The 26,620-nt window shown below is 65.3% G+C and carries 28 protein-coding genes and 1 pseudogene; 16 read left to right on the top strand and 13 right to left on the bottom strand.

The window, feature by feature from the left end:
* Position 1: 1 nt before the first annotated feature.
* The 6 genes from LB524_RS13105 to LB524_RS13080 all read left to right on the top strand — a co-directional run bounded on the left by LB524_RS13105 (position 2) and on the right by LB524_RS13080 (position 5,084).
* Positions 2 to 880 (top strand): NmrA family NAD(P)-binding protein, encoded by an 879-nt coding sequence (locus tag LB524_RS13105; protein ID WP_140618022.1) that lies wholly within the window; start codon positions 2 to 4, stop codon positions 878 to 880.
* 37 nt (positions 881 to 917) lie between these two features.
* A complete protein-coding gene (locus LB524_RS13100) occupies positions 918 to 1,505 on the top strand; it encodes a dihydrofolate reductase family protein (RefSeq protein ID WP_224526919.1) in 588 nt (195 codons plus the stop codon).
* 123 nt (positions 1,506 to 1,628) lie between these two features.
* Complete coding sequence (locus tag LB524_RS13095; RefSeq protein WP_224526916.1) at positions 1,629 to 2,510, top strand: SDR family oxidoreductase; 882 nt, start codon at positions 1,629 to 1,631, stop codon at positions 2,508 to 2,510.
* A gap of 107 nt (positions 2,511 to 2,617) precedes the next feature.
* Positions 2,618 to 3,556: an alpha/beta hydrolase gene (locus tag LB524_RS13090; RefSeq protein WP_224526912.1), complete on the top strand. Its 939-nt coding sequence runs from the start codon at positions 2,618 to 2,620 to the stop codon at positions 3,554 to 3,556.
* Between the two features lie 2 nt (positions 3,557 to 3,558).
* Positions 3,559 to 4,089: a dihydrofolate reductase family protein gene (locus tag LB524_RS13085; RefSeq protein ID WP_015316987.1), complete on the top strand. Its 531-nt coding sequence runs from the start codon at positions 3,559 to 3,561 to the stop codon at positions 4,087 to 4,089.
* Complete coding sequence (locus LB524_RS13080) at positions 4,086 to 5,084, top strand: sigma-70 family RNA polymerase sigma factor (RefSeq protein WP_140876312.1); 999 nt, start codon at positions 4,086 to 4,088, stop codon at positions 5,082 to 5,084. Before LB524_RS13085 ends, LB524_RS13080 begins: the two co-directional genes overlap by 4 nt.
* On the opposite strand, the gene LB524_RS13075 is transcribed toward LB524_RS13080, so the two are convergent.
* Together LB524_RS13075 and LB524_RS13070 are read right to left on the bottom strand one after the other, a co-directional pair.
* Complete coding sequence (locus LB524_RS13075; RefSeq protein ID WP_224526909.1) at positions 5,053 to 5,814, bottom strand: alpha/beta fold hydrolase; 762 nt, start codon at positions 5,812 to 5,814, stop codon at positions 5,053 to 5,055. The two genes, LB524_RS13080 and LB524_RS13075, sit on opposite strands and share 32 nt — an antisense overlap.
* A gap of 116 nt (positions 5,815 to 5,930) precedes the next feature.
* A complete protein-coding gene (locus LB524_RS13070) occupies positions 5,931 to 6,845 on the bottom strand; it encodes an alpha/beta fold hydrolase (RefSeq protein WP_224526904.1) in 915 nt (304 codons plus the stop codon).
* 120 nt (positions 6,846 to 6,965) lie between these two features.
* Here LB524_RS13070 and LB524_RS13065 point away from each other — a divergent pair, with 120 nt between their 5' ends.
* Complete coding sequence (locus tag LB524_RS13065) at positions 6,966 to 7,898, top strand: LysR family transcriptional regulator (RefSeq protein ID WP_224526903.1); 933 nt, start codon at positions 6,966 to 6,968, stop codon at positions 7,896 to 7,898.
* Here LB524_RS13065 and LB524_RS13060 read toward each other — a convergent pair.
* From LB524_RS13060 to LB524_RS13040, 5 genes are all read right to left on the bottom strand, one after another.
* The gene (locus tag LB524_RS13060) at positions 7,876 to 8,619 is read right to left on the bottom strand and encodes a 2OG-Fe(II) oxygenase (RefSeq protein ID WP_224526900.1); all 744 of its coding nucleotides are present in this window, start codon (positions 8,617 to 8,619) and stop codon (positions 7,876 to 7,878) included. The genes LB524_RS13065 and LB524_RS13060 overlap by 23 nt on opposite strands.
* Entirely contained in the window at positions 8,616 to 9,164 is a 549-nt protein-coding gene (locus LB524_RS13055; protein WP_224526897.1) for a methylated-DNA--[protein]-cysteine S-methyltransferase, read from the bottom strand. Before LB524_RS13055 ends, LB524_RS13060 begins: the two co-directional genes overlap by 4 nt.
* Before the next feature lie 121 nt (positions 9,165 to 9,285).
* Entirely contained in the window at positions 9,286 to 9,504 is a 219-nt protein-coding gene (locus LB524_RS13050; RefSeq protein WP_224526894.1) for a hypothetical protein, read from the bottom strand.
* A gap of 14 nt (positions 9,505 to 9,518) precedes the next feature.
* Positions 9,519 to 10,634: a bifunctional DNA-binding transcriptional regulator/O6-methylguanine-DNA methyltransferase Ada gene (gene ada / locus LB524_RS13045; RefSeq protein WP_224526891.1), complete on the bottom strand. Its 1,116-nt coding sequence runs from the start codon at positions 10,632 to 10,634 to the stop codon at positions 9,519 to 9,521.
* A gap of 133 nt (positions 10,635 to 10,767) precedes the next feature.
* Positions 10,768 to 11,460 carry a winged helix-turn-helix transcriptional regulator gene (locus LB524_RS13040; protein WP_224526888.1) on the bottom strand — a complete coding sequence of 231 codons (693 nt, stop codon included), beginning with the start codon at positions 11,458 to 11,460 and terminating at the stop codon, positions 10,768 to 10,770.
* A gap of 175 nt (positions 11,461 to 11,635) precedes the next feature.
* Here LB524_RS13040 and LB524_RS13035 point away from each other — a divergent pair, with 175 nt between their 5' ends.
* Together LB524_RS13035 and LB524_RS13030 are read left to right on the top strand one after the other, a co-directional pair.
* Complete coding sequence (locus LB524_RS13035) at positions 11,636 to 11,962, top strand: DUF1330 domain-containing protein (protein WP_149902579.1); 327 nt, start codon at positions 11,636 to 11,638, stop codon at positions 11,960 to 11,962.
* 127 nt (positions 11,963 to 12,089) lie between these two features.
* A complete protein-coding gene (locus tag LB524_RS13030; RefSeq protein ID WP_181174614.1) occupies positions 12,090 to 12,620 on the top strand; it encodes a hypothetical protein in 531 nt (176 codons plus the stop codon).
* A gap of 61 nt (positions 12,621 to 12,681) precedes the next feature.
* Here LB524_RS13030 and LB524_RS13025 read toward each other — a convergent pair whose 3' ends face one another.
* Positions 12,682 to 13,131 carry an ester cyclase gene (locus tag LB524_RS13025; RefSeq protein ID WP_224526885.1) on the bottom strand — a complete coding sequence of 150 codons (450 nt, stop codon included), beginning with the start codon at positions 13,129 to 13,131 and terminating at the stop codon, positions 12,682 to 12,684.
* A 229-nt stretch (positions 13,132 to 13,360) separates the two neighbouring features.
* On the opposite strand from LB524_RS13025, the gene LB524_RS13020 reads away from it, so the two are divergent.
* Positions 13,361 to 15,466 carry an EAL domain-containing protein gene (locus LB524_RS13020; protein ID WP_140618034.1) on the top strand — a complete coding sequence of 702 codons (2,106 nt, stop codon included), beginning with the start codon at positions 13,361 to 13,363 and terminating at the stop codon, positions 15,464 to 15,466.
* A gap of 97 nt (positions 15,467 to 15,563) precedes the next feature.
* Here LB524_RS13020 and LB524_RS13015 read toward each other — a convergent pair whose 3' ends face one another.
* Positions 15,564 to 15,758 (bottom strand): hypothetical protein, encoded by a 195-nt coding sequence (locus LB524_RS13015; protein WP_023774040.1) that lies wholly within the window; start codon positions 15,756 to 15,758, stop codon positions 15,564 to 15,566.
* Positions 15,759 to 15,960: 202 nt separating this feature from the next.
* Between LB524_RS13015 and LB524_RS13010 the strand changes: the two genes are divergently transcribed.
* Entirely contained in the window at positions 15,961 to 16,686 is a 726-nt protein-coding gene (locus LB524_RS13010; RefSeq protein ID WP_224527481.1) for a 3-keto-5-aminohexanoate cleavage protein, read from the top strand.
* Between the two features lie 125 nt (positions 16,687 to 16,811).
* The gene (locus LB524_RS13005) at positions 16,812 to 17,375 is read left to right on the top strand and encodes a cytochrome b (protein WP_140876303.1); all 564 of its coding nucleotides are present in this window, start codon (positions 16,812 to 16,814) and stop codon (positions 17,373 to 17,375) included.
* A 6-nt stretch (positions 17,376 to 17,381) separates the two neighbouring features.
* Here LB524_RS13005 and LB524_RS13000 read toward each other — a convergent pair whose 3' ends face one another.
* The 3 genes from LB524_RS13000 to LB524_RS12990 all read right to left on the bottom strand — a co-directional run bounded on the left by LB524_RS13000 (position 17,382) and on the right by LB524_RS12990 (position 21,375).
* The gene (locus tag LB524_RS13000; RefSeq protein ID WP_224526883.1) at positions 17,382 to 18,482 is read right to left on the bottom strand and encodes a serine hydrolase domain-containing protein; all 1,101 of its coding nucleotides are present in this window, start codon (positions 18,480 to 18,482) and stop codon (positions 17,382 to 17,384) included.
* Positions 18,483 to 18,569: 87 nt separating this feature from the next.
* Positions 18,570 to 20,198 carry an ABC transporter substrate-binding protein gene (locus tag LB524_RS12995; protein ID WP_140716255.1) on the bottom strand — a complete coding sequence of 543 codons (1,629 nt, stop codon included), beginning with the start codon at positions 20,196 to 20,198 and terminating at the stop codon, positions 18,570 to 18,572.
* A gap of 43 nt (positions 20,199 to 20,241) precedes the next feature.
* Positions 20,242 to 21,375 carry an NAD(P)/FAD-dependent oxidoreductase gene (locus LB524_RS12990; protein WP_224526880.1) on the bottom strand — a complete coding sequence of 378 codons (1,134 nt, stop codon included), beginning with the start codon at positions 21,373 to 21,375 and terminating at the stop codon, positions 20,242 to 20,244.
* 130 nt (positions 21,376 to 21,505) lie between these two features.
* Here LB524_RS12990 and LB524_RS12985 point away from each other — a divergent pair, with 130 nt between their 5' ends.
* From LB524_RS12985 to LB524_RS12975, 3 genes and pseudogenes are all read left to right on the top strand, one after another.
* Positions 21,506 to 22,123, top strand: coding sequence for a helix-turn-helix domain-containing protein (locus LB524_RS12985; protein ID WP_140824104.1), 618 nt, complete (start codon positions 21,506 to 21,508; stop codon positions 22,121 to 22,123).
* A gap of 122 nt (positions 22,124 to 22,245) precedes the next feature.
* On the top strand, positions 22,246 to 22,950 hold the full coding sequence (locus LB524_RS12980; RefSeq protein ID WP_140618041.1) for an SDR family oxidoreductase: 705 nt from the start codon (positions 22,246 to 22,248) through the stop codon (positions 22,948 to 22,950).
* A 184-nt stretch (positions 22,951 to 23,134) separates the two neighbouring features.
* A pseudogene (locus LB524_RS12975) lies at positions 23,135 to 23,419 on the top strand (GIY-YIG nuclease family protein); the annotation flags it as partial.
* A 195-nt stretch (positions 23,420 to 23,614) separates the two neighbouring features.
* Here LB524_RS12975 and LB524_RS12970 read toward each other — a convergent pair.
* Positions 23,615 to 24,883, bottom strand: coding sequence for a cytochrome-c peroxidase (locus LB524_RS12970; protein WP_224526876.1), 1,269 nt, complete (start codon positions 24,881 to 24,883; stop codon positions 23,615 to 23,617).
* A 187-nt stretch (positions 24,884 to 25,070) separates the two neighbouring features.
* On the opposite strand from LB524_RS12970, the gene LB524_RS12965 reads away from it, so the two are divergent.
* Positions 25,071 to 26,606: an acid phosphatase gene (locus LB524_RS12965; protein WP_224526857.1), complete on the top strand. Its 1,536-nt coding sequence runs from the start codon at positions 25,071 to 25,073 to the stop codon at positions 26,604 to 26,606.
* The last annotated feature ends 14 nt before the right edge of the window (positions 26,607 to 26,620 follow it).

Below are 26,620 nucleotides of genomic sequence, written 5' to 3'. Positions count from 1 at the left end.
CATGAGTCAGGCCGTCGGGAAAATCAGCTCACCAAGAACCGTCGTGGTCATCGGGGCCACCAACGAGGTTGGCAAGGCGGTCGCCCAGGTCCTGACCGGGCAGGGGCATATTGTGCGCGGCGTGGCGCGCAGCCTGGGTGTCGCGCTTGACGATAGCGACGCGCTCGCCTCCGCCTTTTCCGGTGCCGACAGCGCCTATGTAATGATTCCGTTCGACGTCACGGCGCCGGATCTTCATCGCTTCGAAGATGAAGTCGGCGCGCGGCTGGCGGCGGCGATCGCGAAGTCAGGCGTGCGCCGCGTCGTGCTGCTCAGCGGCCTCAACGCCCATCTCAGGATGGGAACTTCGCTCGGCGCCGCCTTGATGGAGGAACGGCTGGCGGCGCTCGGCCTCGACGAACTGGTGTTTTTGCGCGCCTCGTTCTTCATGGAGAACTTCGCCAAGGGCATGGGCTTTGTCCGGCAGGCCGCTTCCGGCATCTTCATGACGCCGTTCCGTGGCGATCTGCCGATGCCTTTGATTGCCGCCAGCGATGTCGGCCAGCGCGCCGCCGCCCTGCTGGACGCCACGCGCTTTCCAAGCGAGCGGGTTATCGAATTGCATGGCGGCGGCTATTATACCTTCGAGCAGGCCACCGCGATCCTGGGCAGCGCGATGGGGAGGCAGGTCACTTACAAGGCGGCTCCATTCACTGAGGCGCGCGCCGGGATGATCGCCAACGGCCTGTCACCGAGCTTTGCCGATGCGCTCGGCGAAACGGCGGCGAGTTTCAACAAGGGTGAACGCTGGGCGCTTGAGGCACCGTCAATCCGCAACGCCACGCCGACCACTTTCGAGAGCTGGGCACAAGCCTTTGCCCGTGCGCAAAGCGCGGCGTGATCCTTCCTGCCTGGAATCCGGAAACGAGGAGAACCCCATGAAAAAGCTGATCCTTCAGATGCAGATGTCGGTCGACGGCTTTGTCGGTGCCAATGAGAACCACCCCTGGCAACTTTGGGGATGGGGCGACGACATCGGCTGGGACGAGGAACTGAAGCGTGATTTCAACGCGGTGTTTGCCGGCATCGACACCATCCTGCTCAGCCGCAAGATGGCTGAGGAAGGTTACCTCACCCATTGGGGCAACGCGGCGCGGAAATATCCGGCCGATCCGTTCTATGCCTTCGCCCAGCGTATCGTCGAAGCGCGCAAGGTGGTGCCGAGCGACAGGCTCGAGACCTCGCGATGGGAGCGCACGACGGTGGTGAGCGGCGACCTGCCGCGCGAGGTCAACGCATTGAAGGCGGGTGAGGGCGGCGACATGGCCGTCTTCGGCGGGGCGGGCTTTGCGTCGGCGCTGATCGCGGCCGGGTTGGTCGACGAGTTCCAGCTGTTCGTCAATCCGGCCGTGCTGGGCGCCGGCCGCCGCATCTTCGACCAAGGCGGGTTCCGAAACCTGCTTCTGCTCGGCTCGAAGGCTTATGCCTGCGGCATGGTGGTCAGCCGCTACGCGCCGGCAGGCTGATCGCCGGCGTGCAGGCCGCACGCCGGTAAAAAGACGTTTGGCCGGAATCCTTTGCCCGCTTCTCTTCGTCTTCAAGGTGGGTCGCCGGAAGGGCGGTCGCATCAACGCTGAATGGAGAGACAGATGATCCTGGTGACAGGCGCCACCGGCCTGAACGGCAAGGCAATCGTGCGCGAGTTCGCGCGGCAGAAGCATCAAGTGAGGGCGCTGGTTCGCGATCTCAACCGGGCATCCGCGGCAGGGCTCGGCGGACTTGCCGGCGTCGAGCTGGTCGACGGCGACATGCGCCGGGCGGAGACGCTTGGCGCGGCTCTCGATGGTGTCGATCGCGTGCTGATGATTTCGACCGCCGCGCAAGACATGGTCGAGACGCAGTGCCGTTTTATCGACGCCTGCAAGCAGGCCGGCGTCGCGCATGTGGTGAAGTTTTCCGGTGCCGAATCCAACATCGGCTATGACGCGACGAAGTTCCGCTTCACGCGCATGCATGAGGAGGTCGAGCGCTATCTCGAAGGAGCCGGCATGGCGTGGACGCATCTGCGCCCCAGCCAGTTCATGCAGGTCTATCTGCGCGACGCGCCGACCATCGCCGCCGAGGGCGCCTTCTATCTGGCGCTTGGCGGCACCGAACTGTCGCCGGTCGATGTCGAGGACATCGCCAAGGTCGCCGTCCGGCTGCTGCGCGATGGCGGCCATGAAGGCGAGAGCCTCGACATGACCGGACCCGAGGCGCTGACGATGAGCGACATCGCGGCGCGGATTTCGCAGGCGATCGGCAAGCCGGTCCGCTACGTCGACATCAGCCCGCAGGACCGCCGGCGCAACCTGCTGGCCGCCGGCGTCCCCGCCGACTTCGCCGATGCGCTGGACGAGCAGTTGACCGAGCGCCTGCGGCGGCCGAAATCGCGGGTGCATCTGGCCACCCACGAGATGTTCGGCGTGCGCGCGACGCCGTTCGTCGAATTCGCCCAACGCCACGCGGCGATGTTGCGGGGCGAGGCGTAGGCCGCCGAAAAAAAATCTCAGGTCGGCACGTATCCTTTTTGCCTGCCCGTCCGTCTCTTGCCTGAAGGTCGCGCCGGACCGCGATCGGCCACCACGGAAAAACGGTCATGGCGAGCATGCAAAGTCAGGCAAACAGGAACCACTACGCCGCGCTCGCGGCCAATGCGGGCAAGTTGACCAGCCCGCAGGCGGTCATCGACTACAACGACGTCAATTGGACGGCGCTGACCGGCGAACCGGGCGGCGTCGACTATGTCGAGGTCGACGCCGGCGGCGTGCCGGCGATGTGGATCGTGCCGAAAGGCGCCAACGATGAGCGGGTGCTGTTTTACGCGCATGGCGGCGGCTTCATCGGCGGCTCGATCTACACGCACCGCAAGCTGGTCGGTCATCTCGCCAAGGCCGTCGGCTGCCGGGCGCTGCTCTACGACTATCCGCTGGCGCACCAAGCCAAGCATCCGGCTCAGCTCGAGGCCGCGACATCGGCCTGGGACTGGCTCGTCGACCAAGGCTTCGACCCCAAGCGGATCGTGATCGCCGGCGACTCCTGCGGCGCGGTGCCGACCTATGGCGTCCTGCAGCGGCTGCGCGCGCAAAGGCGGCCGCTGCCGGTCGCCACGCTGATCATCTCCGGCTGGTTCGACATGGCGTTGACCGGCGCCAGCTACGAGACCAACCGCGACAAGGACCCGGCCTTCGCCAGGGAAGCCGTCGACTGGCTGGCGGCCAATTTCATCGGCGATGCCGATCGGCGCGATCCCGAAGTCAGCCCGCTCTACGCCGACCTCTCCGGCTTTCCACCCGTCTTCCTGCAGGCCGGCGCCGACGAGACGCTGGTCGACGAAAGCCGCATGTTCGCCGAGCGGGCGAGGCAGGCGGGGGTCGAGACGCGGCTCGACGTCTTTGACGGCATGCTCCACTCCTTCCAGATGATGGCAGGGCGGGCGCCGGAGGCCGATGACGCCATTGCCCGCTTCGCCGCCTGGGTGCGGCCGAGACTGGGGCTGCCGGCTCCCGGTGAGAAGACCAGCGAAAAGGCGGCGTGAGCATGCGGCGGCTGATCGTGTCGAGTTTCGTCTCGCTGGATGGCGTCATCGAGGCGCCGATGACGTGGGCGTCGCCATTTTTCGTCGGAGAGAATGTGGACCATGCCTTGCGGGCGCTTTCGAACGTCGAGTTCTTCCTGCTTGGCCGCGCCACCTACGAGATGTTCTTCGCGCGCTGGCCCGGGACCAAGGGTCCGTACATGGACCGCATCAACGGCCTGAAGAAGCTGGTCGCCTCGACGACGCTGAAGACGGTGTCGTGGAATGCCGCGCTGATCGAGGGCGACGTCGCCGAGGCGCTCGCGGCGCTGAAACGCCAGCCGGGGGGCGACATCCTGAAATATGGCGTGTCGCAGCTCGACCGCACCTTGCTTTCCACTGGGCTGGTGGACGAGTATCATCTGTCGATCGTGCCGACATGGGTCGGGCAGGGCAAGCGCGCCTTCGACGACGTCGGGCCGATCGATCTCGAACTGGTCGACATCAACCGTTTTGCCAATGGCGTGGTGACCCTGACCTATGTGCCGCGATGAACCAGCAGATCCGCAAATCCCCCGACACGGCACGAGGCATGCGGGCCTGGCCTGAGCCCGACCGCGTGTTCGACCTGCGCTATGCCGCGTTCCTGGAGACGGTTTCGCATCTGCGCGCCAGGCTGCATCGCTATTGCGCCCGCATGACCGGCTCGGCGCTGGATGGCGAGGACATCATGCAGGAGGCGCTGTTCGAGGCCTATCGCAAGATCGAGCTGCTCGACGATGCGCAGGCGCTGCGGCCGTGGCTTTTCCGCATCGCGCATAACAGGTGCATCGATTTCATCCGCAATCGCCGCACGCGGCACGCGGCAGAGGCCTTCTATGCCGACGACGACGTGGTGCAGCCGGTCGAGCCGGCCGGTCCGGGCGCCGGCCGCGCCATCGAGCGGTTGGTGGTGCATCTGCCACCGAAGGAGCGCGCCTGCGTGCTGCTCAAGGATGTCTTCGACCATTCGCTGGAGGAGATCGCCGAGCTGGTCGGCTCGACACCGGGCGGCGTCAAATCGGCGCTCAATCGCGGCCGCGCCAAGCTCGCCGCTCTACCCGCGCAACCGGCCGCGGCGCCGCCACACGATCCCGAACTGGAGCGGCTGCTTGATCGCTATGTCGCGCTCTTCAACGCCAGGGACTGGGACGGCGTGCGGGCACTGACCAGCGCCGATGCACGCCTCCAGGTGTCGGACTGCTACAGCGGCTTGCTGTCGGCTTCGCCCTACTTCGTCGAATATGAGCGCAGCGAACTGCCCTGGCGCGTGCGGCCAGGCGCGTTCGAAGGGGAGATGGTGCTGGTCGTCGACAGGCAATATGGCGAGGTCTGGCGGCAGGCATATCTGGTCCGGATCGGCGCCACGGGCGGGGTGATCGACAGCATCAGCGACTATTATGCCTGCCCGTGGATCCTGGAGATGGCAAACGCGGAGGGGATCTATCCTGGCCTCCTCGCCGGTATCGTTTCCCTGCCTACTTCACCGAGTCCACCGCCGCCAGGATAACATCGGCGACTTCGCGAGGCTTGGCGAGCATGGCGACGTGGCTGGTCGGCAACTCGGTGACCTTGGCGCCGATCGCCTTCGCCATCGCGGCCTCGGCCGCCGGCGGGATCATTCCGTCGTGCCTGGCGACGATGTACCAGCTCGGCTTTGTCTCATACGCGGCCGCGGTGAGCTTTTCGTCGAAGATACCGGAGAAGGCTGGTCCCTGGGTGGCGGCGATCACCCCTATTTCCGCCGGGGGCAGGTCTTGCGCGAAATATTTGGCGACACCCTCGGCGCTCAACCTGAGATAGCCGCCGCTGTCGGGTTGCAGCGCGCTTGCCCAGGGCGGCGGCGGCTGACCCTTGCCGAGGTCGTTGATCGAAACGCCCTTTGGCGGCGCGAAGGCGGCGACGTAGACCAGCGCCTTGACCTTGTCGTTCACGCCGGCCTGGCTGATGACGACGCCGGCCCAGGAGTGACCGACCAGAATGACTGGACCAAGTTGTGCCTCGATGACGCGCATGGTTGCGTCGACATCGGCGGCAAGCGAGCTCAACGGATTTTGCACGGCCACCACATTGAGCCCCTTGGCCTCCAGCAAGGGAATGACCTTGCTCCAGCTCGATCCGTCGGCGAACGCGCCGTGCACCAGGACGACCGTTTTCTTCGGGACATCGGCGGCTGACGCCGGTGCTGTCGCCGTCAGGAGAACGGCGGTTCCCAGAGCCAGGAAATGCGTTAACGGCATAGAATGTCTCCCATTGCCGCGACGGGCCGCACCCTTGCTGGGCGCGCTCCCGCTCGGCTTCATCGTTACAAAGGTCGGCCCTGGCTGAGCCCGCAGCGGTGGCTGAAGCGGTGCTGTTACCTGGCGAGGAAGTCTGTAATCAGCGTGACGGTGGCGTCCGGGTTTTCCTCCATGATCCAATGGCCCGATGCAGGCACGATGGCTCCGGTCACGTCACTGGCGACCAACCGCAAGATATCGGCCTGCGTCGTGCCGGCCGATTTTTCCGCACCCGCCGCGAGCACTGGCATGGTCAGCTTGCCCCCCGTGGTGAGCATCGCCTGATTGTCGATCGCATCCTGGTCGAATGCCTTGAACTGCTCGAAGGCGTCGTGCATGGCATGTGGCCGGGCGTAAAGCTTGGCGTAGTGGACGCGCGTCGCCTCGTCGATCTTCTTGGGGTCGGCCGACAATTCGTTGTAGAAGCGATCGAGGTAGATGCGCTCGCGGCCCGCCACCAGCCGTTCCATGTCGGGGCCGCGGAAGTTGAAATGCCACAGCAGCGGGCTCTGCTTGATCTTGTCCCAGTCGCCTATGCCCGGCAGCGGCGCGTCGATGACAACCCATTTGGTGATGCGCTTCGGATACTGCGCGGCCAGCGCATAGCCGACCATGTTGCCGATGTCATGGGTGACCAGGTCGGCCTTGTCGATCTTCAGCGCGTCCATCACGCCGGCGATGTCGACGGCTTGGTTCTTCTTCGTGTAGCCGCCGTCGGGATGCGCCGAAAGGCCCATGCCGCGCAGGTCCGGCACGATCACGGTGTGGTCCTTCATCAACGCTATCGCAGCCGGCGCCCACATGTCGCCGGTGTCGGCGAAACCATGCAGCAGCACGACCGCCGGCCCTTGTCCGCCGACACGGACGTTCAGGCTGGTGCCGTTGGTCTCGATCGTCTGCGTCTTGAAGCCGGCCGGAAACGCGACAACGCGCGCGGAGGCCGGAACACTCATGGCCAGCAGACCAAGGACGACAACCAACGGACGAAACATGCTGCACTCTCCGAGCTTTTGTTCTGTGATCGCGGTATCGCGACCTGCACAATTATGGCACCATGTCCTTGATTTCGTTAGGTGGCTGTCGCCTGATGGTGAATTTGGGAAAGCCGAACAATGCTGAAGCTCGAATCGGCCGCCGCGTTTGTCGCCGTAGCGGAATCCGGTTCGATCAGCGAAGCGGCCAGGCGCATGAGCCTGTCGAAATCCGTCATCAGCGAGCGACTGTCGGAACTGGAGCGCGGCCTCGGCACAAAGCTGCTGGACCGCACCACCCGCAAACTCTCCATCACCGAGGCGGGACGAGGTTTTTACGAGCGCGCCAAGCGCATCATGCAGGAGGTGGCCGATGCCCGCGCCGAAATCGCCGAGCGCCGCGGCGAACTCGCCGGGCCGCTCAGGATATCGGCGCCGACCAGTTTCGGCATCCTCCATCTCGGCCCGGCGCTATATGGCTTCCTGGCCAAGCACCCGGGAATTGAACTGACGCTCGATCTTGAGGATCGTTTCGCCAGCATGGTGGCCGATGGCTACGATGCCATTGTGCGTCATGGGCCGGTCGTCGAAGATGGACCTGTCATCGTCAAGAAGCTAGCTTCCAGCCGTCGCTTCCTGGTGGCCTCGCCGGATTATACCGAGCAATTCGGGTTGCCCGTGACCACCGATGACCTGAAGCGCCATAAGGGCATCATCTATTCCATCCGAGGTGCCGCCGACTGGCGGTTCAAAATTTCGCGGCGGCTGGTGACGATCCGCCCGGAAACCGCGCTGCGCGTCAACAATGGGATTTTGATGCGCGACGCCGCGCTTGCCGGCCTGGGCCTGGCGCTGCTCCCCGCCTACTTCATCCGCACCGAGATCGCCGACAAGCGATTGACGGTCGTCGATGTGGGTGCGGAGCCTGAAGGAGCCACCATCTATATCGCTTGTCCCGAGGATCGGCGCGGATCCGCCAAACTGCGCGCACTTACCGCATGGCTGCGCAACGCTTTCGGCGATCCGCCCTATTGGGAGCATGAGCCGGCGCTCACTTCGCATCGTGAAAAATGATGCCGACCGTGTGGCGCATGCCGGAGCGTAGGCGGCTGACGCCGTGGCGCAGGTTGACGCGGTAATTGCCCTTCGTGCCCTGCACCGGCCGGTTGTGGACCGCGAAAGCCACCGCATCGCCCTGGCGCAAGGGCACCACTTCGACCCGGCTCTGCATGCGCGGCCGCTGTTCGGTCAGGGCGAATTCGCCGCCGGTGAAATCCTCGCCCGGTTCGGAAAGCAGGATCGCCACCTGCAGCGGGAAGGCAAGGTCGCCATAGAGGTCCTGGTGCAGGCAGTTGAAGTCGCCGGGCACATATTGCAGCAAAAGCGGCGTCGGCCTGACCTGACCGGCGGCATGGCACTGGTCGAGAAACGCGCTATGCGTCGCGGGGTAGCGCATGGCGATCCCCATGCGCTCGTTCCAGCGGTTGGCGACCGCGGCCAGCCTGGGATAGAGCGCGCCGCGCAGGCCGCCGACCAGATCGGGCAAGGGATAGCGGAAATAACGGTATTCGCCCTTGCCGAAACCGTGCCTGGCCATGTGGATGTGGCTGCGGAAATGTTGCTCCTGGGGATAGAGGCCGGCGAGTTGCCGGCACTCATCGGCCGAGAGCAGCTTTTCCATCACCGCGCAGCCGAAGCTGTCGAGCTCGGTGGCGAGCGCCGGCCAGTCATAGGCGGCGATGCGTGTCTCGGCGGCTGCGACCAGCGATGGCGCGACCCTGGCGTCGGCGTTCATATCGCGGCCTCCCTTTCCAGCAAGGCGCGCTTGCGCTCGATGCCCCAGCGGTAGCCGGACAGCGAGCCGTCGGCGCGCAACACCCGGTGGCAAGGAATGCCTAGCGCGATGACGTTGGCGGCACAGGCCGTCGCCACGGCGCGGGCGCCATCCGGCATGCCGAGGCGCCGGGCTAGGGCGGTGTAAGTGACGGTGGCACCGCATGGGATGGCGCGCAGCGCCTCCCACACGCGCTGCTGGAAGGGCGTGCCGTTGCGCATGTCGAGCGGCAGGTCGAGACCGGCGCCGGGCGTTTCGATGAAGCGCGCTATCGCCGCGAGATCATCGCGCAGGCCGGCCGCGTCTTCGAGCAGCACCCTGCCGGGGAAGCGGTTGGCGAGGTCCTGCCGCAACGTGCCGGCGTCGGAGCCGATGAGGATGGCGCAGACGCCGATGGGGCCGCGCGCCGCCAGGATGTTTCCAAGCGCGGACTGGCCGATGGCGTAGCTGATGGTGTCAAGGACGCTGGTGGTTGTCGCCTGCATATCGGTTTGAATGTGGTTCATTGCCTTCACTCCTGTCTATGCCTTGACCCTAACGAACTGGCCGGTGCCGCTCACTCCGATGCTTGCTTTCAAATTCAATCCAGGAGGCTGAACGGCGAAAGCAAGTGCGGTTTGGACCGCCTCAAGCGACACGGGTGACGCCGACCTCGTCCAGCAAAAAAACTTCGCCTGATATCAGCCGCAGCTCGAACTCGCCGGTCGTCGTGCGGCTCCACTCGGCCTTGCCATCCTCGACAAGCGTGCCGATGACGGCCAACACCAGCGCCTTCGCGTCCTCCAGGCTGACGGCGGCGCCGTTGGCGACCTGACCGTTCGCACCGGTGGTGGAAGAACTGGCCATCGCGCGCATTGCCGTCAGGCCCGCGAGGACCGCGAGGCATTGTCCGCAGCATCGCCGGCCTCGCGGTCGAGCAGCGCGCGTTTGCGCTCGGCGCCCCAGGCATAGCCCGACAGGGCGCCATCTTTCCTGATCACACGGTGGCAAGGGATGGCGACCGCAAGGGCGTTGGCGGCACAGGCGGCGGCGACGGCGCGGGTTGCGTTCGGCGCGCCGATACGCCCCGCGATATCGGCGTAGGAGACGGTGCGGCCGGCCGGGATATCCCGCAGAGCTTGCCAGACACGCTGCTGGAAGGCGGTGCCGCGCACGTCGAGCGGCAGGTCGAGACCGAGCGCCGGCGCCTCGACGAGGCCAACGACGCGGGCCACCAGCGCCTCGTAGTCGCTGTCGCCACCGACCAGCCGCGCCTTGGGGAAACGGTCCTGCAGGTCGCGCACCAGCGCGTCGGGGTCCTGGCCGAGCAGGATCGAGGCGACGCCTTTCCGGCTCGATGCGACCAGGATGGTGCCGAGCGAGGTTTCGCCGACGGCGAAGCGGATCTCTTCGTTGGCGCCGCCGGCGCGATAGCGCGTCGGCGTCATGCCGAGCATGCCGGTCGATTTCTCGTAGAAGCGCCCGCTCGAATTGAAGCCCGCATCGTAGATCGCCGATGTCACGCTGCCGCCGTCTTCCAGGCCTTGGCGGACCCGGGCGGCACGCCGGGCCGCTGCATAATCCTTCGGCGTCAGCCCGGTGACCGCCTTGAAAATGCGGTGGAAATAGCCGGGGCTGCGGCCGGCGGCATCGGCCAGTTCGATCAGCGACGGTTCAACCTCGCTCTGCCCGATCCTGCGGCAGGCATCGGCGATCATCGCGGCGTTGGCGACCTCGAGCGAAGGGCCGTCCGGATTGCAGCGCCGGCATGGGCGAAAGCCTGTCGCCCTCGCCGCCTGTAAAGTGTCGTGCAACTGGACATTGGCTGGGTTGGCGCGCCGCGACGGACAGGAGGGCCGGCAATAAACCCCCGTCGTCGCCACCGAATACCAGAATGCGCCGTCGGCCGACTTGTCGCGGGCGACAATGCGCGCCCAGCGTGGATCGTCGGCCAGCAGCGGCGCGGGTTGCAGATGTTTGGCCAGAGCGATGAACATGGCTGGCATTGAAGCCGCTAGAAGCCAGCCCCGCCACCCGTTTCCTGCCAACTGTCAGGAGGCGCACGCGTGATTGGAACCGGGATGTTGCATGTGAGCGCAGCCGAGACGCCTGCACAGACGGGACCGGCTCCTACGCCGCGCGTTTGGGTTCCACCGCGAACGGGCTCAGCCCCAGCCAGGCCTGCATCTTCCTGCCGATGGCCTGGTCGCCGGTCAGGGTGACCTTCGGGCCGGCCTTCTCGACGGTGAGCACTCCCATCCAGATCGCCGTCATCGTGTGCAGGTCGGTCGAGACATAGAGGTCGACGTCGAAGCCCGGATCGTACCAGCACAGGTCGACCTCACCGTGCTTTTCGACGATCAGCCACCAGGAGCGTTTGGAGGCGGGGAGTTCCTGATACAGAAATTGTATCACCGTTCGTCCTTCCGGCAGCGGCGAGGGGTTCAAATTGCGCCGCATGTCCCACATCAGCAGCGACGGATCGAGGTTCTTGAGGGACAGGCGGGACTCGACCCATTTCTGCCCCCAGAAGCCCATCGCCTCGACGACCGGGCGCAAATCGCGGCCGGCTTCCGTCAGCCGATAGTCGAAAATTCCTTTTTCTCCCGGGACCTCCTTGCGCTCGACGATCCCCGCCAGCTCGAGCTCCTTAAGCCGTTGCGACAGAAGGGTTGGCGACATTTTGGGCACGCCGCGGCGCAAGTCGTTGAAACGGGTCGAACCGGCCACAAGCTCACGCATCAGCACCATCGTCCAGCGGGTGCACAGCACCTCGGCGGCCATCGATAGCGGGCAGAACTGTTTGTATCCGTGCTGGGTCATGACCGTGCCTCTCCCTAGAACCTGCGGGCAACATTAGTCCTTCGTGATTGAAGCGGCGAGTACAGAAACTGTACCGGCCTAGTACAGATCGCGGACTGGTCGGCTCGGGTCCCGCCATGCGAGCCCTCTGGACGGTTGCACGGGATATCCTGTGCGCCGCAACCAGGAGACGACAATGACTGCTTACGTTATCGCCGACATCAAGATGAAGGACCCGAAATGGGTGCCGGCCTATGCCGCCTCGGTGCACGACCTCGTCCACAAGCATGGCGGCAAATATCTGTCGCGCAGCGGCAATGTGAAGACGCTCGAAGGCAAGCCGCTCGACACCACGCTGATCGCCCTGATGGCGTTTCCGTCGGAAGCAGCGGCGCGCGCCTTCACCAACGATCCGGCCTACGCGCCTTTCGTTTCGGCCCGCCAGGGCGGCAGCGACAGCCGTTTCCAGCTGATCGACGACACCGATCTGGCCGGAACGATCCCGTATCTGCCGAAGGGATGATCCCTCCCGGCATTCCTTGCACCGTATCCGGGATCACCAAGCAACAACAGCCACGGCGCTTGCCTGCCGGGCCTCCGTATTTTCGGCGGCCGGCCCGCTGTGCTTTTTCAAGAAGAATGGAACAAACATGATACGCGATTTTCGCAACGGGCTTTTCGTGGCAGGGGCCATTCTGGCCGCCTGCACCACCTTTGCCCAGGCGCATCAGGAGGCGGCTGAAACCGCGTCCGGTGCCAATCCGCTGGCCGAAAAGGTGCGGGCCGCCAACAGCCGGTTTCTTGATGTCAACGCCGCGACGGCGGAAGGCTATGCGCCCATTCCCTGCGCCAGCGGCATCACCGGCGGCGCCATGGGCATCCACTATGTCAATGGCGGGTACCTGAAGGACGACAAGATCGACATCGCCCGTCCCGAAGCGGTGATGTACGAGCCGATGGCCGACGGCACGCTGAAGCTGGTGGCGGTCGAATACATCACCTCGAAGGGGCCGGCGTCGCTCGAGGGACAGCTGTTCAACTTCAACAGCGCACCCAACCGCTATGGCCTGGGTGAGTTCTACGAACTGCATGTCTGGGCCTGGAAAGGCAACCCGACCGGCACGTTCGCCGACATGAATCCGAAAGTGTCGTGCGAACACGCGATGGCGCCGAGCCAGTAAGCGGCATAGCCAGGCGGCGGCAATGCCGCCTGGCCCCCACCTCGGTTCTGCGTGAGATTTCTCAGGCGGGCTTGATGAGGCCGAGCTGGGTGAGGGCGGTGACGCCGTCGTCGAGACCGATTTCCTCGACGATCCTGCCGTCGATCACCTTGAGCACCGTGGTGCCGGTGAAGCGCATCGTGCGGCCGGTGGCGGCGGGCAGCGAACCGATGAGAAAATCGCCGAAGGCCGGGCCGGTATGCGTGCCGCCGCCCTCCCATTGGCCGACGACGTAGTCGCCCTCGGCGATGAGATTGGCGGTCGCCCAGAAGTTGAGATCCGGGAAGGCTGCGCGAAAATCGGCCATGAAGGCCTTGATGTCGTCGCGCCCGCGGCGCGGCTCGTGCAGCGAGTATTTGAGCAGCATATCGGGGGCCGCGACGGCGTCGACGACGGAGAGGTCGCAGGTTTCACCCCAGAAGTCGGTGAACCATCTGACGACGACGGCCTTGTTGTCTTCCTGCTTGGTCATTGGGAGGTCCTTTTCCTGTCTTGCTTCGTGATCACCGGACTGGCTGGTGAACACGGCCATTCCTATGACCAATCGAGGCGCGCCAAACTCCGGTTCTTGCCCGCCAATCGAAAGGCCGATGCCAAGACTGTCGCTAGGAGCGTGGACATCCCCTCTTCCGCCGCCCGGTAACGGTTTCTTTTCTGGTTTTGCCGCAGATTGCCGCGGGTGGAGCGGGCAAAACGGACGAATGGCGGGTCAGGATAAGAAAAGTCGCAGCGGAGCGTTCTGGGCCAAGGCCCTGGAGCGCGCCCATCTTGGCGTCTGGGACTGGGATCTCAGCACCGGGGACTGCTTCTATTCGGCGACCTGGGCCCGGATGCTGGGTTACGAGGACGGCGAACTCGCCAATACCAGTGACCTGTGGCTGCAGCTTACCCATCCCGACGACCGGGAACGGGCGCAGGCCAGCGGCGACCGCCACATTGCCGGGCTGACCGACGCCATCGAGACCGAACTCAGGCTCAAGCACAAGCAGGGCCACTGGGTTTGGGTGCTCGACCGAGGCGGCATCGTCGAGAGCGACGCCGACGGGAAGCCGCTCAGGCTGATGGGCGTGCAGACCGACATCTCCAAGCAGAAGGCGGCCGAAGCCGCGCTCGAACAGGTCAATATCCGCTTTCGCCTGGCGCTCGCCGCCAGCGGCACCGGCATCTGGCACTACGACATCGCTACCAACAAGAGCTATTGGGACGCGCGCACAAGAGAGATATTCGGCCTCGTCGCAGTGACCGACGAGGTGACGGCCGATCTCTGGCACAGCTACCTGCATCCCGACGATAAGGACGCCGCCGAACGCGCCCACAGGGTGCCATTGGGAACCGACGGCGTCATCGCCGCGCAGTACCGCATTATCAAGCGCGACGGCCAGATCCGCCATGTCGAATCGCTGCTGCGCTTCATCGCCGCCGCCGGTGCCACCGGCCAGGTGCTGGGCACTGTGCGCGACATCACCGAGGACAAGCTGCGCGAACAGGAGCTTGCCTTCGCCGCCCGCCACGACGCGCTGACCGGCCTTTGGAACCGCGCCGCCTTCGACCGTCTGCTCGCCCACCATATCGCCACGGCCGTGCCGCTGGCGGTGTTCTATGTCGACCTGGACTACTTCAAGGCCCTCAACGATTTCGCCGGCCATGCCGCGGGCGATCTGGCGCTGAAGAGCGTCGCGGCGGGTATCGGCCGCTGCCTGCCGCCATCGGCGCATGCGGCGCGGCTCGGCGGCGACGAGTTCGCCCTGATGGTTCCCGATTGCGACGCCGTGCAAGCCGAAGGCCTGGCCGGCGCCATCCTGGCGGCCGTGCGCGACGCCGATCTCGGCCTTGCCGCGACGTCGCGCCGGCTGGCGGCCAGCATCGGCATCACCGTCGTCCGCGACCGTGCCACCACGGTTGCCGACGCGCTGGCCTGCGCCGACGATGCCTGCTACGCGGCCAAGGCCGCCGGGCGCGATCGCTTCGCGCTGTTTTCGACCGATGCCGTCTCCGGTTCGGCCGGCCTCAATGCGGCGCGGCTCGCCGCCGACACGGTCGACGCCATGGATGACGGCAGGCTGAAATTGTTCGGCCAGCAGATCCACCGGCTGGGTAGGCCCTGGGAAGAGAGCCGCCATGTCGAGGTGCTGGCGCGGCTTGCCGGACAGGGCGGCCGGCTGATCCCGCCCGGCGAGTTCATTCCGGCGGCGGAGCGCTTCGGCGTTGCCGCGCGGCTCGACCGCTGGATCATCCGCACCGCCCTGTCTCGGCACGGCGCGGCGATGAAGTCCGGCGCGATCACGCTCGGCTTCAACCTGTCGGCGCAGACGCTGAGCGACCCAGGACTATGGGACTTTGTCGACCGGGTCATCGAGGAGACCGGGGCGCCGCATTCCGGCATCGGCTTCGAGATCACCGAAACCGCCGCCGTCACCAATTTCGACGCCGCCGAGGCGTTCGTGCGCAAGGCGCGCGAGCGGCGCTGCCGGGTCAGTCTCGACGATTTCGGCGCCGGCATGAGTTCGTTCGAATATCTCAGGCGCTTTCCGGTCGATGCCATCAAGATCGACGGCTCCTTCATCGAGCACGTCACCGAAAGCCGCTTCGACCGCGAGATCGTGCTGGCCATCACCAGCATTGCCCGCAGCCTCGGCTGCGCCGTGGTGGGCGAGAAGATCGAGCGGCAGGACACGGTAGCCATGCTGGCCGATATGGGCGTCGAGTTCGGTCAGGGTTTTCTGCTGCACCGGCCCGAACCGCTGGAGCGGGTCGTGGCGCAATCGGCGCGAATGGCCGGTGCCGCGTCGAGACGCAAGGCGTCCTGAGAGATCAAATGCATGTCGCTCCAAAAGCGGCCCGGAGCGACATGCGTGAAGACGAAGATTTGATCCGCGCGGGCTGAACAAACGCCACGCGTGCTGTTCAGCCGAGTCGGCGTGCCGACGCTCGCGGAAATTCCAGCACCCCGGGTTCCGGCTTCCTGTGTTGTGCTTCCGCTACCATCTCGATCAACAGGTCGAGGGCCTCGCATGTGGCGCGGCTCGTCTCGTCATTGCCGCGCAGATAATGGTAGGCGCGTTCGAGATGGAGACGGGCGGCTGAAAAATCGCTGGTCAATGGTTCCCTCCATGATCCCGCCCTGATGGATATTGGCCTGCCTGGCGCAAGGTGGGGTAAATATCCACAGGCGCCTTTTATTCAAATGCCGGCGAACGCCGTGCTGCTGGCGGCCGCCATCGTGTCAGGAGTGACGGCCCTGCCGGCTTTGCGCGGTTTGGCGGCTTGTCTAGACTGCGCTCTTTTGCCCGAGGTGAAATCGATGATCGTCCAAGCCTGCATCAACGGCGCGCGTTCGCGCGATTTCCATCCCAGGCTGCCGCTGACGGCACAGGCAATGGCCGGCGATGCGGCTTCCTGCGTCGCCGCGGGTGCCGCCGAACTGCATATCCATCCGCGCGGCGCCGACGGGCGCGAAAGCCTGGCGGCGGTGGATGCGACGGTCCTTGCCGTGCGCCAGGCCTGTCCGGGCACATTGATCGGCGTGTCGACCGGCGCCTGGATCGAGAACGATGTGGCGCGCACCCGCGCGGCGATCGCCGCCTGGCGGGAACTGCCCGACTATGCCTCGGTCAATCTTTCAGAAACCGACGCGCCCGCCGTGATGGAGTTGTTGCGCAAGCAGGGCATCGGCATCGAGGCGGGGCTGGCCACGACGGAAGATGCCGAGCGCTTCGTGGCGCTCGCCGATCACGGCCGCGTACTGCGCATCCTGATCGAGATCGACATACCGGACCTGCCTGCAGCCCTCGACGAGGCGCACGGCATCGCCGCCATTCTCGAACGCGCGAGCGTGCGGCGGCAGATCCTGCTGCACGGCGTCGACGGCACGGTCTGGCCGTTCGTGGACCTTGCGCGGCAAAAGCGCTGGTCGACACGGGTCGGGCTGGAGGACGGCAAGACACTCGCCGATGGAACGGTGGCGAGGGACAATGCCGAGATCGTGGCCGCGGCCGCCGCGAATTTCCGCTCCACGAGTATGAGCTGAACCTTGTCGCCGCGCGCCGGCGAACTCGGCGATGCCATTCGCTCGGGCAAGGCGATTGAGGAACAGCTGAAATAAGGCCACATTCGCGGGCGAGGGGAGATATCCAATCGTTTCGGAGCTCCCGCATGTCGCTGTCCGGCACGACAACCCGCTATGGGCGTCTCGCCCAGGCATTGCATTGGCTGACGGCACTGCTGGTGCTCATTGCCTTCCTGGTCTCGGCGGGCGGTCCGCCGGAGCGGGTCTATTCAGCGGCCAGGGCGTCGACGCTGCTGCTGCACGAGTCGCTCGGCTTCACTGTTTTCTGCTTGCTGGTCGTTCGCCTGATCTGGCGCCGGTTCGATCGCATTCCCGATGCCCCGGCCATGCCGTCCTGGATGGAGGTCGCCTCGAAGGCAACGTATTGGGCGCTCTACGCGCTGCTGTTCGCGGTTCCGGCGACAGCCATGGTCGGCGCCTTGTTCGGCGGCCACCCGGTCACTGTCTATGGGCTGGGAGCGATCGGTCCGTTTTCGGGCAGCTGGGGCGCGCCGCTGGCGGAGATCCACGGCACGCTCGGCGACGTCATGATGTGGATCGCCGGCCTGCACGCGGCCGCCGCCATCTTCCACCATTTCTTCCTTCGCGACCGGGTGCTGAGCCAGATGCTGCCGGGCCTGCCCGATCCATCGTCGCGGCAGGGCGGCTGAACGCGGTCAGTCGAGAATGATGCGGATCGCCCGATCGACGACCGGGTGCAGGCCGCTCGCCTGGAAGGAGAGGCGATTGCCGGAGCCGACATTGCTGGTCATGGCGATGGTGAGGTCCGTCTCGGGATCGTGCAGCATGACGGCGACATAGCCCGGAATGCTGCCCTGGTGCCCGTAGAAGGCGCGGTCCGCATAGGTGCTCTGGAACATGCCCGCGCCCGTCTCGCGCATGCGGGTGCCGGGGAAACTCGCCGGCACGCGGTGTTCGAACATCTCGGCGAAGAACGGCGGCGACAACAGTCCGCCGGAGAACAGGCCGCGCATGAAGCCCACCATGTCTGACGGCGTCGACACCATGTCGCCGCAGCCATAGGCGGCGCCGAAGGGGAAGGAGTCGGAGGAATCCTGCAGTTCATTGGAGTAGGGCAGCACGCCTTCCATTTGCCACATCTCGCCGCCCGAGGCGATGTCGGTGGGCGCGTTCGGCGCCCGCGGCGGCCGGTGGTAATAGCCGCGCACCATCGATTTATCGGGGAAGGCCTCGGTCGCCGGCGACCAGGTGTTGTTCAGGCCGAGTGGCTCAAGGACCGCGCTTCTGACATAGGCGCCCAGCTTCTGGCCGGTGACGGCCTCGATCACCATGCCGGCCAGGACATAGCCGGTGTTGTTGTAGACGGCCGGTCCGCCCGGTGGCTTCTGTTTGTCGGAGGCGAAGGCGATGTCGACCAGCTGTTGCGGCGTCCATTGCCGGCTCGGGTCCATCGGAATGTAATATTCGAATTCCGGCAGGCCGCTGCGATGGTTGACCAGCTGGCGTACCGAAATGGTTTTGGCGCCAGGCAGGTCCGGGAACCAGGAGGCGATCGGCGCGCCGAGGTCGAGCTTGCCGGTCTCGGCGAGCTTGACCAGGGCCGCGGCGACGAAGGTCTTGGTGCAGCTGCCGATCTTGAACAGCTGGTCCGACGTGACAGGCGTGCCCAGCGCGCGATCGGCGAGGCCTGATGTGAGGGCGGTTGGTGTGGTGTCACCCCTGGCATAGGCGAGCGACGCACCCACCGCGCCATCGGCGATGTAGGTGGCGAGAAGAGCGTTCAGGTCTTTTGGCATGGTGGTCTCGCTTTTTGTGGATCGCGGGATCTTCGCAAAATCGGCCGCGTAGCGGCCGGATGAGGGGGGTACCCAGCGCGACAAGCCTCACTCCGCGATATCGACGGCGGCGAAATTCTGCCGGCCGAAGGGGTCGAGCACGTAATTCAGCACGCTCTTGCGGATCGGGATCGCCACCATCGAATGGGCGATCGGCGCCACCGGCACCTCGGCCTTCAGGATGGCCTGCGCCTTTCCATAGATCGCGGCGCGCTCTTTCGGGTCGGCGGCAACGCGGCCCTCGTCGAGCAGCTTCTCGAAATCCTTGTCGCACCAGCGCGAGCGGTTGGAGCCACCCTTCACGCCGTCGCAGGAGAGCAGATAGCTCAGCATGTTGTCGGGATCGCCATTGTCGCTGCTGCCGCCGAGCAGGAAGGCGTCCTGTTCGCCCGCCGCGGTGCGCTTGAGGTATTCGCCCCATTCGAAGCTGACGATCTCCGATTGCACGCCGACCTTCGCCCAGTCGGCCTGGATCATCTCGGCCATGCGCTTGGCGTTGGGATTGTAGGGGCGCGACACCGGCATCGCCCACAGGCTGATCTTGAGGCCGCTTTCATGGCCCGCTTCCTTGAGCAGTTTCTTGGCGCCATCGGGATCGTACTCGATGCCGGCATCGGTGACGGCGCCGAGCTGCGCCGGCGGCACGACGCTGCCGGCCACCGTGCCGGCGCCGGCATAGACCGCATCGACGATCGCCTTGCGGTCGACGGCCTTGGCCAGTGCCGTGCGCACGCGCACGTCGCCCAGCGGCTGGTGCTCGACATTGAAGCCGAGAATGCCGATGTTCTGGCCCTTGAGATCGAGAACCGTGATGTCGGGATCGCTGCGCAGGTCGGCGACGGCACTTGGCGGCGGCGGGGCGGCGACCTGGCATTCATTGGCCTTGATGCGCTCGACGCGGGTGGTCGGCTCGGGCGTGACGGCGAAGACCAGCGTGTCGATCTTCGGCGCGCCGCGCCAGTAATCCTTGTTGGCGGCGTAGCGGACCTGGCTGTCGGGCACATAGGCCTCAAGCACGAACGGTCCGGTGCCGACCGGCATGCTGTCGATCAGCTCCGGCGTGCCGGCCGCGACCATCTTTTCGGTCTGCTCCAGCGACAGGATGGAGAGATAGTCGAGTGCCAGCCCGGCCAGGAATGTGACGTTGGGAGCCGTCAGCGTGAAGCGCACGGTGTAGTCGTCGACCTTGTCTATTCTGTCGATCAGCGTGCCCATGCCCAGCGCGTTGAAGTACTCGTAAGAGCCGCCGCCAAGCTTGTGATAGGGATTGTTGGCGTCGCGCTGGCGGTTGAAGGTGTAGAGCACGTCGTCCGCGTCGAAGTCGCGCGTGGGCGAAAAATGCTCGTTCGACTGAAACTTCACGCCGTGCCTGAGATGGAAAGTGTAGGCCTTGCCATCCGACGAGACATCCCAGCTTTCGGCGAGCGCCGGGCCGACCTCGGTGGTGCCCGGCTTGAACTCGACCAGCCGGTTGAAGATCGTCTTGGCGGCGGCGTCCATGGTGGAATCGGCGATGCCGATCGCCGGGTTGAAGGTCTCGGGATTGGCTTCCGAGCAATAGACCAGCGTCTTGGCGTAGGCCTGTCCGCCGAGAAGGACGGATGAGGCCAGAACGGACGTGGCCAGGAGGGACGTGGCCAGAAGGGACGGGGCAAGCACCGCGCGCAGAGATTTCATCGCAAACGCTCCTGATGACACTTCGGGGTTGAGGGAAGGAACTTCATGGCGTCGTCGCCGGGGTAAGGAAGCGATCGGGCGCCAGCGCCCCAGCGGTGACGCCGAGTGCGGTGACGTCGTCGGGCAGGGGCTCGCCGCGCATCAGCGCCGCGCTCAGCCTGGCCAGCGTCAGCGACACCTGAAAACCGTAGCCACCTTGGCCGCCGAGCCAGAAGAAGCCGGGCAGGCGCGGGTCGAAGCCGGCGACCGGCGTGCGGTCGGGAGCGAAGGTACGCAGGCCCGCCCACGGCGTCGACGGGCGGCCGATGCGCATAGACGTCGCCTGTTCGATGCGGTCGACGGCGATGGCGACGTCGATATCCTCGGGATACGCATCGCAAGGCTCGGAATCCGTCTCGTCGGCGAGCGAACCGATCAATCTGCCGGCATCGGGCTTGAAGTAGAACTGCTCGTGCAGGTCGACCACCAGCGGCCAGCCGGCGATGTCCAACCCGGCGGGCGGATCGAACAGGAAGGCGGTGCGCCGTTTCGGCTGGAAGCCGAGGCCCGGGAGTCCCACCATGCCGGCGACGACATCGACCCAGGCGCCGGCGGCGTTGACGATGATGTCAGCCGAGTAGACGCCGGCGCTTGTTTCAACCCGAAAAGCGCTGCCGTCGCGTGAGATGGCGCGGACCTCCTCGCCGGTGCGGATGGTGCCGCCGCCGGCTTTGAGCTTGGACGCGCAGGTCGCAAGCATCTTGTCCGTGTCGACATCCACCGCGTCCGGCTCATAGACGCCGCCGCAGGTGGCTTGCTGGGCAATGACCGGAACCAGCGCGTGGAGCTCGGCCGCCGAGAGGCGGCGCACTGATGGCACCAGCGCCTGCAAATCACGAGCCAGCTTGTCGATGGCGGCATCGTCACCGGTCCATCCGACATGCAGCGCGCCACGCCGGTGGGCGACGAAACCGCCCTCGACGATTGCCTGCCGGCTGGCCAGCGTCAGCCCGCGCACCAGGCGGTTGCCGTAGGTCTCGGTGAACAGAGCGGCGGAGCGTCCGCTGGCGTGGTAGCCGAGATGCGGCTCGCGCTCGATGACGGCGACTTCGGCCCAGGCCGCCACCTCGGCGGCAAGCGAGAGGCCGGCAATGCCGCCGCCGATGACAGCGATTTTCTGGGAGGATTTCGACTGCATTCATCAGTCGTAAAAATATTTTCGTATCCAGTCAACATTTAGCGTATAAGAAAATTGTTAGTGTTGTTGATGGCAGTGGGGAGTTCGACTACCTAGGGGGAGCGGCGCGATCCGCGCCTTGGAGCTGACCATGTCGGAGCAACCCAATCTCGGTGATTGTCTGCGCGCTTTGAGAAAGACGCATGGCTGGACCTTGCAGGAGGTCAGCGCGCTGACCGGGGTGGCGGTGTCGACGCTGTCCAAGGTCGAGAACGACCAGATGTCGCTGAGCTACGACAAGCTCTTGCAGATCTGCGAGGGGCTCGGCATCCATGTGACGGAACTGCTGAGCGGCGACCGCAAGCAGCCGGCGGCGCGCACCCGCCGCTCGGTGACCTCGCAGTCCAACACGCTGCGCCAGCTGACCCGAAACTACGACTACCGGTATCTCGCCACCGACTTGGTGCGTAAGCGCATGGTGCCGATCCATGCCTATGCGCGCGCCCGCACGCCGCAAGAGTTCGGCCCGCTGACCCGGCATGCCGGCGAGGAATTCCTGATCGTGCTCAAGGGCGAGATCGAGCTCCACACCGACCAGTACGCGCCGGTGCGGCTGAAAGCGGGCGAGAGCGTCTACATCGATTCCACCATGGGCCACGCCTATCTGTCGGTGGGTGAGGGCGACGCCGAGATGCTGTGCGTCTGCTCCGGCGACGAGCCCGACATGGAAGGCACGCTGCTGAGCGAGCTGGAGACGGTTGAAGGATAGGGCGCAGCTCACCGCGCAAGTTTTCTGCAGCTCGATTCAGGCTTTCTCGTTCGAACTGCGCGGCGAAACCGGCTATAGGACCGCTGAAACCGTAGCTCCCGCCAATCTGAAAAGGAAATCCGATGAGTGTAGAAAAGACAGCCGTGATCGTGGCCGGCGGCAGCGGCATGGGGGCGGCGGCGGCCAAGCGGCTGGCGGCGGATGGTTTCAAGGTCGCCATCCTGTCCTCGTCCGGCAAGGGCGAGGCGCTGGCCAAGGAGCTTGGCGGGCTCGGCGTCACCGGCTCCAACCAGTCGAACGACGATCTGCAGCGGCTCGCCGACCTGACTCTGGAGCGCTATGGCCGCATCGACGTGCTGGTCAACAGCGGTGGCCATGGGCCGCGCGCGCCGATCCTGGAGATCACGGACGAGCAGTGGCACACCGGCATGGACGTCTACCTGATGAACGTCATCCGGCCGGTGCGCATCGTGGCGCCGCAGATGGTCAAGCAGAAGGGCGGCGCCATCATCAACATCTCGACGGCCTGGGTGGCAGAACCGAACGCGATGTTCCCGACCTCGGCCGTGTTCCGCGCCGGCCTTGCCGCCTACGCCAAGATTTTCGCCAACACCTACGCGGCCGACAATGTGCGCATGAACAATGTGCTGCCCGGCTGGATCGACAGCCTGCCCGCCACCGAAGAGCGCCGCGACAACGTGCCGATGCAGCGCTATGGCACATCAGAGGAGATCGCCGCGACGATCGCGTTTTTGGCGTCGGACGGGGCAGGGTATATTACCGGGCAGAATATCCGCGTGGATGGGGGTGTGATCCGGGCGCTGTGAGGGGCGGCTGGCGGCGATCCCATACCTCTCAGATTAGCCGAAGCCCTCCCTGCCTTCGTCATCCTAGGCGTAGCAAGGAGCGAAGCGACGCCGCGCAGACCCTAGGATCCATGCCGCGACGTTGGCCGAAAAAATACGGCGAACGAGGATAGTCCCCGGACGGGTTGGCGGTTACCGTCAACGCATGACCGGCTATGTTTACATGACCGCGAGCCAGAAGGGCGGCACCATCTACATCGGTGTCACCAACGATCTCGGTCGCCGCATGCCGGAGCACAAATCCGGCGAAGGTTCGCGCTTCACCAGGCGCTACGGTGTGCAGCGGTTGGTCTGGTACGAGGAACATTTCGACATTCGTCACGCCATTCAACGCGAGAAATCGCTGAAGCGCTGGTCGCGACAATGGAAGATCGAACTGATCGAGAAGACCAATCCGGAATGGTTCGAGCTGTTTCGCGGAACAGGTTGGTCGCGGTTTGATGGCGTTTCGTCGGAGGTTGGAGCCAGGTTCGGCACAGTTTTTACCCGTCGCAAGCGTCGCGGCATGGATCCTAGGGTCTGCGCCGCGTCGCTTCGCTCCTTGCTCCGCCCTAGGATGACGAAGCGAGGGAGGGCTTCGGCTAATCCCCACGTCAACTAGCGACCCTTACGACGGCTTCCCAGTTCACTGCGACCGCTTCGCCGCCTGATCGGCATCCGTCAGCGTCTGCAGAAACGCCACGATGTCGTCGATCTCGGCGTCGTTGAGCGCCGGCTTGTCGCCGGGTTTCTTGCCGCCGAAGGGCGGGTCTTGATTCAAGTTCGGCCAGTAAGCCTTTGGCAAATCGTCATATTTATCGACCGTATCGTAAGCGTTTTTCGGGTACCAGCGGCCGGGGTCGGTGTCGCGGCTGGCGTAGAAGGCCACCGCTTTGCGCAGCGTGTGGAAATATCCGTTGTGGAAGAAGCTCTTGCGCAGCGCCACGTTGCGCAGGGTCGGTGTCTTGAACAGGCCGCAATAGTCGGTGCGGCCACGGAAATCGGTGCGCAGGGGACCGCACAGGCCGAGATCGACATAGGTCGGGTCGGCGTTGGCCGGGATGGCCGGATTGCGCGGCACGGCGATGGCGATGAGGCCGAAATCGGTGAATTGCGGCGGCTCACCGTCATTGGCCGGTTCGCTGAGGTGGCAGGAGGCGCAATTGCCTTTCGCCTCGTCCTCGAACAGGGCGCGGCCATGCAGTTCCCGCGCCGATAGCGTCGCCTTGCCGGCGAGGAAGGCGTCGTAGCGGCTGGAATAGGGGTAGAAGTCGACCGCGCTCTGCTCGAACGTGCCAAGCGCCTCGGCGGCGGCGTCGAGGGCATCGTCCGGGCGGTCGAAGACATCGTTGCCGAAGGTTGCCTTGAACTCATCGGCATAGGCTGACTTGCGCAAGGCGGCGGTGACCGCCACGGCATCCTTGTTTGCCATCTCGAACGGCGAGAGCAGGGGGATTTTCGCCTGGTCCACACCGTGATCGGCGCGGCCGTCCCAGGTCAGACCGCCGGTCGGGCCATTGTCAACGCTCTCGTCGCCCTCGTCCTCGGAATCGTGGAAATGCTCGGTGAAGGCGGGTGCCGCCTCGAGGTAGCGCAGCGACGGCACCGCGCGCACGCCGGACTGGTCGAGGTTCGGGCCGCCCATCTCGACGGGAGATGCCGAGGCCGGACCGAAGGCATGGCGCGGATCGTGGCAGGAGGAACAGGCCTGTTTTCCCGAAGCCGAGAGCGCCGGGTCGAAGAACATCTTTCGCCCCAAGGCAGTCAGCGCCTCGGCGCGTGCGAAGGCTTGGTCGCGCGACAGCGGACCGGGATGGACGCCGTCCGGCCTCGCCGTATTCGCGGGCGCGGCAAAGCCAAATGCCGAGATCGCGGCACTCGCGATCACCAGGCTTTTCCATCGTCTCGTCATCATGGGGCACGGTCCGCTTTGGCCCGGAAATAAGAACGCAGTGCAACGGATTGATGACCGGTCCCAGTGCTCACGAAACCGTGTTCGCCGCGGCGGCGGATGTCACAAAGGTGACAAGGCATCCACGTTAGCTGCCCATGGTTCCCGCGCAATAGCTCTTCTAGTTAAAGTCAAGCCACGAGGTCTTTCCATGACGAGGCCCAAGTTCCTCACTTCCTTTTGTCTGGCCGGTTCGGCCTTGTTTCCCCTTGCGGCCGCCAATGCCGCCCCTCCCGGCTTCGACAAGATCGACACCGTCGTCGTCATCTATGCGGAGAACCGCAGCTTCGATAATCTTTATGGTGGCTTCCCCGGCGCCAATGGACTGGCCAATGTCTCGGCCGACCAGGCGCGCCAGCTCGACCGCGACGGCAAGCCGCTGACCGAACTGCCGCCGGCCTGGGGCGGGCTGACCGGAAAGGGCGTCACGCCCGTGGTGACGGAGGCGCAGACCGCGCATCTTGCCAACGCGGCCTTCGCCATCGACGATCCCAAGGGCTTCAACGAAGGCACCAATGTCATCACCCACGATTTGTGGCACCGTTTCTACCAGGAGCAGATGCAGATCGACGGCGGCAAGAACGATAAATTCGTCGCCTGGGCCGATTCCGGCGGGCTGGTCATGGGCCATTATGACGGCTCGAGCCTGCCGATGTGGCAGGTGGCGAAGAAATATGTGCTGGCCGACAATTTCTTCCAGGGCGCCTTTGGCGGCTCCTTCCTCAACCATTTCCAGCTCGCCTGCGCCTGTACGCCGGTCTATCCGCATGCCGACACGAGTCCGATCAAGGGCCAGATCGCCGTGGTCGAGGCCGACGGAACGACCTTGAAGGTGGCCGACAATTCGCCGCCGTCGGCGCTGGGCGGCGTGCCGAAATTCGTCAATGACGGCGCCATCACGCCCGATTTTTACGCCGTCAACACCATGCAGCCGCCCTATCAGCCGAGCGCCAACAAGCCTGCCGAGGGCGGTGACAAGGCGCTGGCCGATCCGGCCGCGCCCACCACGCTGCCGCCGCAGCACGACATCACCATCGGCGATCTCCTGTCGCTGAAGGGGGTCGACTGGGCCTGGTACGCCGGCGCCTGGCAGACGGCGCTCGACGGCAAGAACGCCACGCCGGTGCCGAACTTCCAGTTCCACCACCAGCCGTTCAACTATTTCGCCGCCTACGCGCCCGGCACGGCAGCGCGCACCGAGCATCTCAGGGATGGCGGCCTGGATGGCGCCGAGTTCATCAAGGCGATCGATGACGGCAAGCTGCCGCAGGTCGCCTTCTACAAGCCGCAGGGCAATCTCAACGAGCACTCAGGCTATGCCGACGTGACATCGGGCGACCGGCATCTGGCCGACCTCGTCGCGCATCTGGAGAAGAGCCCGCAATGGAGCCACATGCTGGTCGTCGTCACCTATGACGAGAATGGCGGCTTCTGGGATCACGTCGCGCCGCCTAAGGCCGACCGCTGGGGCCCGGGCAACCGCATCCCGGCCTTCATCGTCTCGCCCTATGCCGGGATGGGCACGGTTGACCACACGCAATACGATACGACATCGATCCTGCGCTTCATCACCGCGCGCTACGATCTGCCGGTGCTGACGGGCATCGTCGCCCGCGACAAGGCGCTGGCCGCCAATGGCGAGCCGCCGATGGGGGATCTGTCAGCCGCGCTTGATCTCAGCCGCTAGGGCGGAGCGAACCG

The organism is Mesorhizobium sp. ESP6-5, assembly GCF_020164695.1.
Classification (GTDB): domain Bacteria; phylum Pseudomonadota; class Alphaproteobacteria; order Rhizobiales; family Rhizobiaceae; genus Mesorhizobium; species Mesorhizobium australicum.
This window is presented reverse-complemented; position numbering and strand designations above follow the sequence as displayed.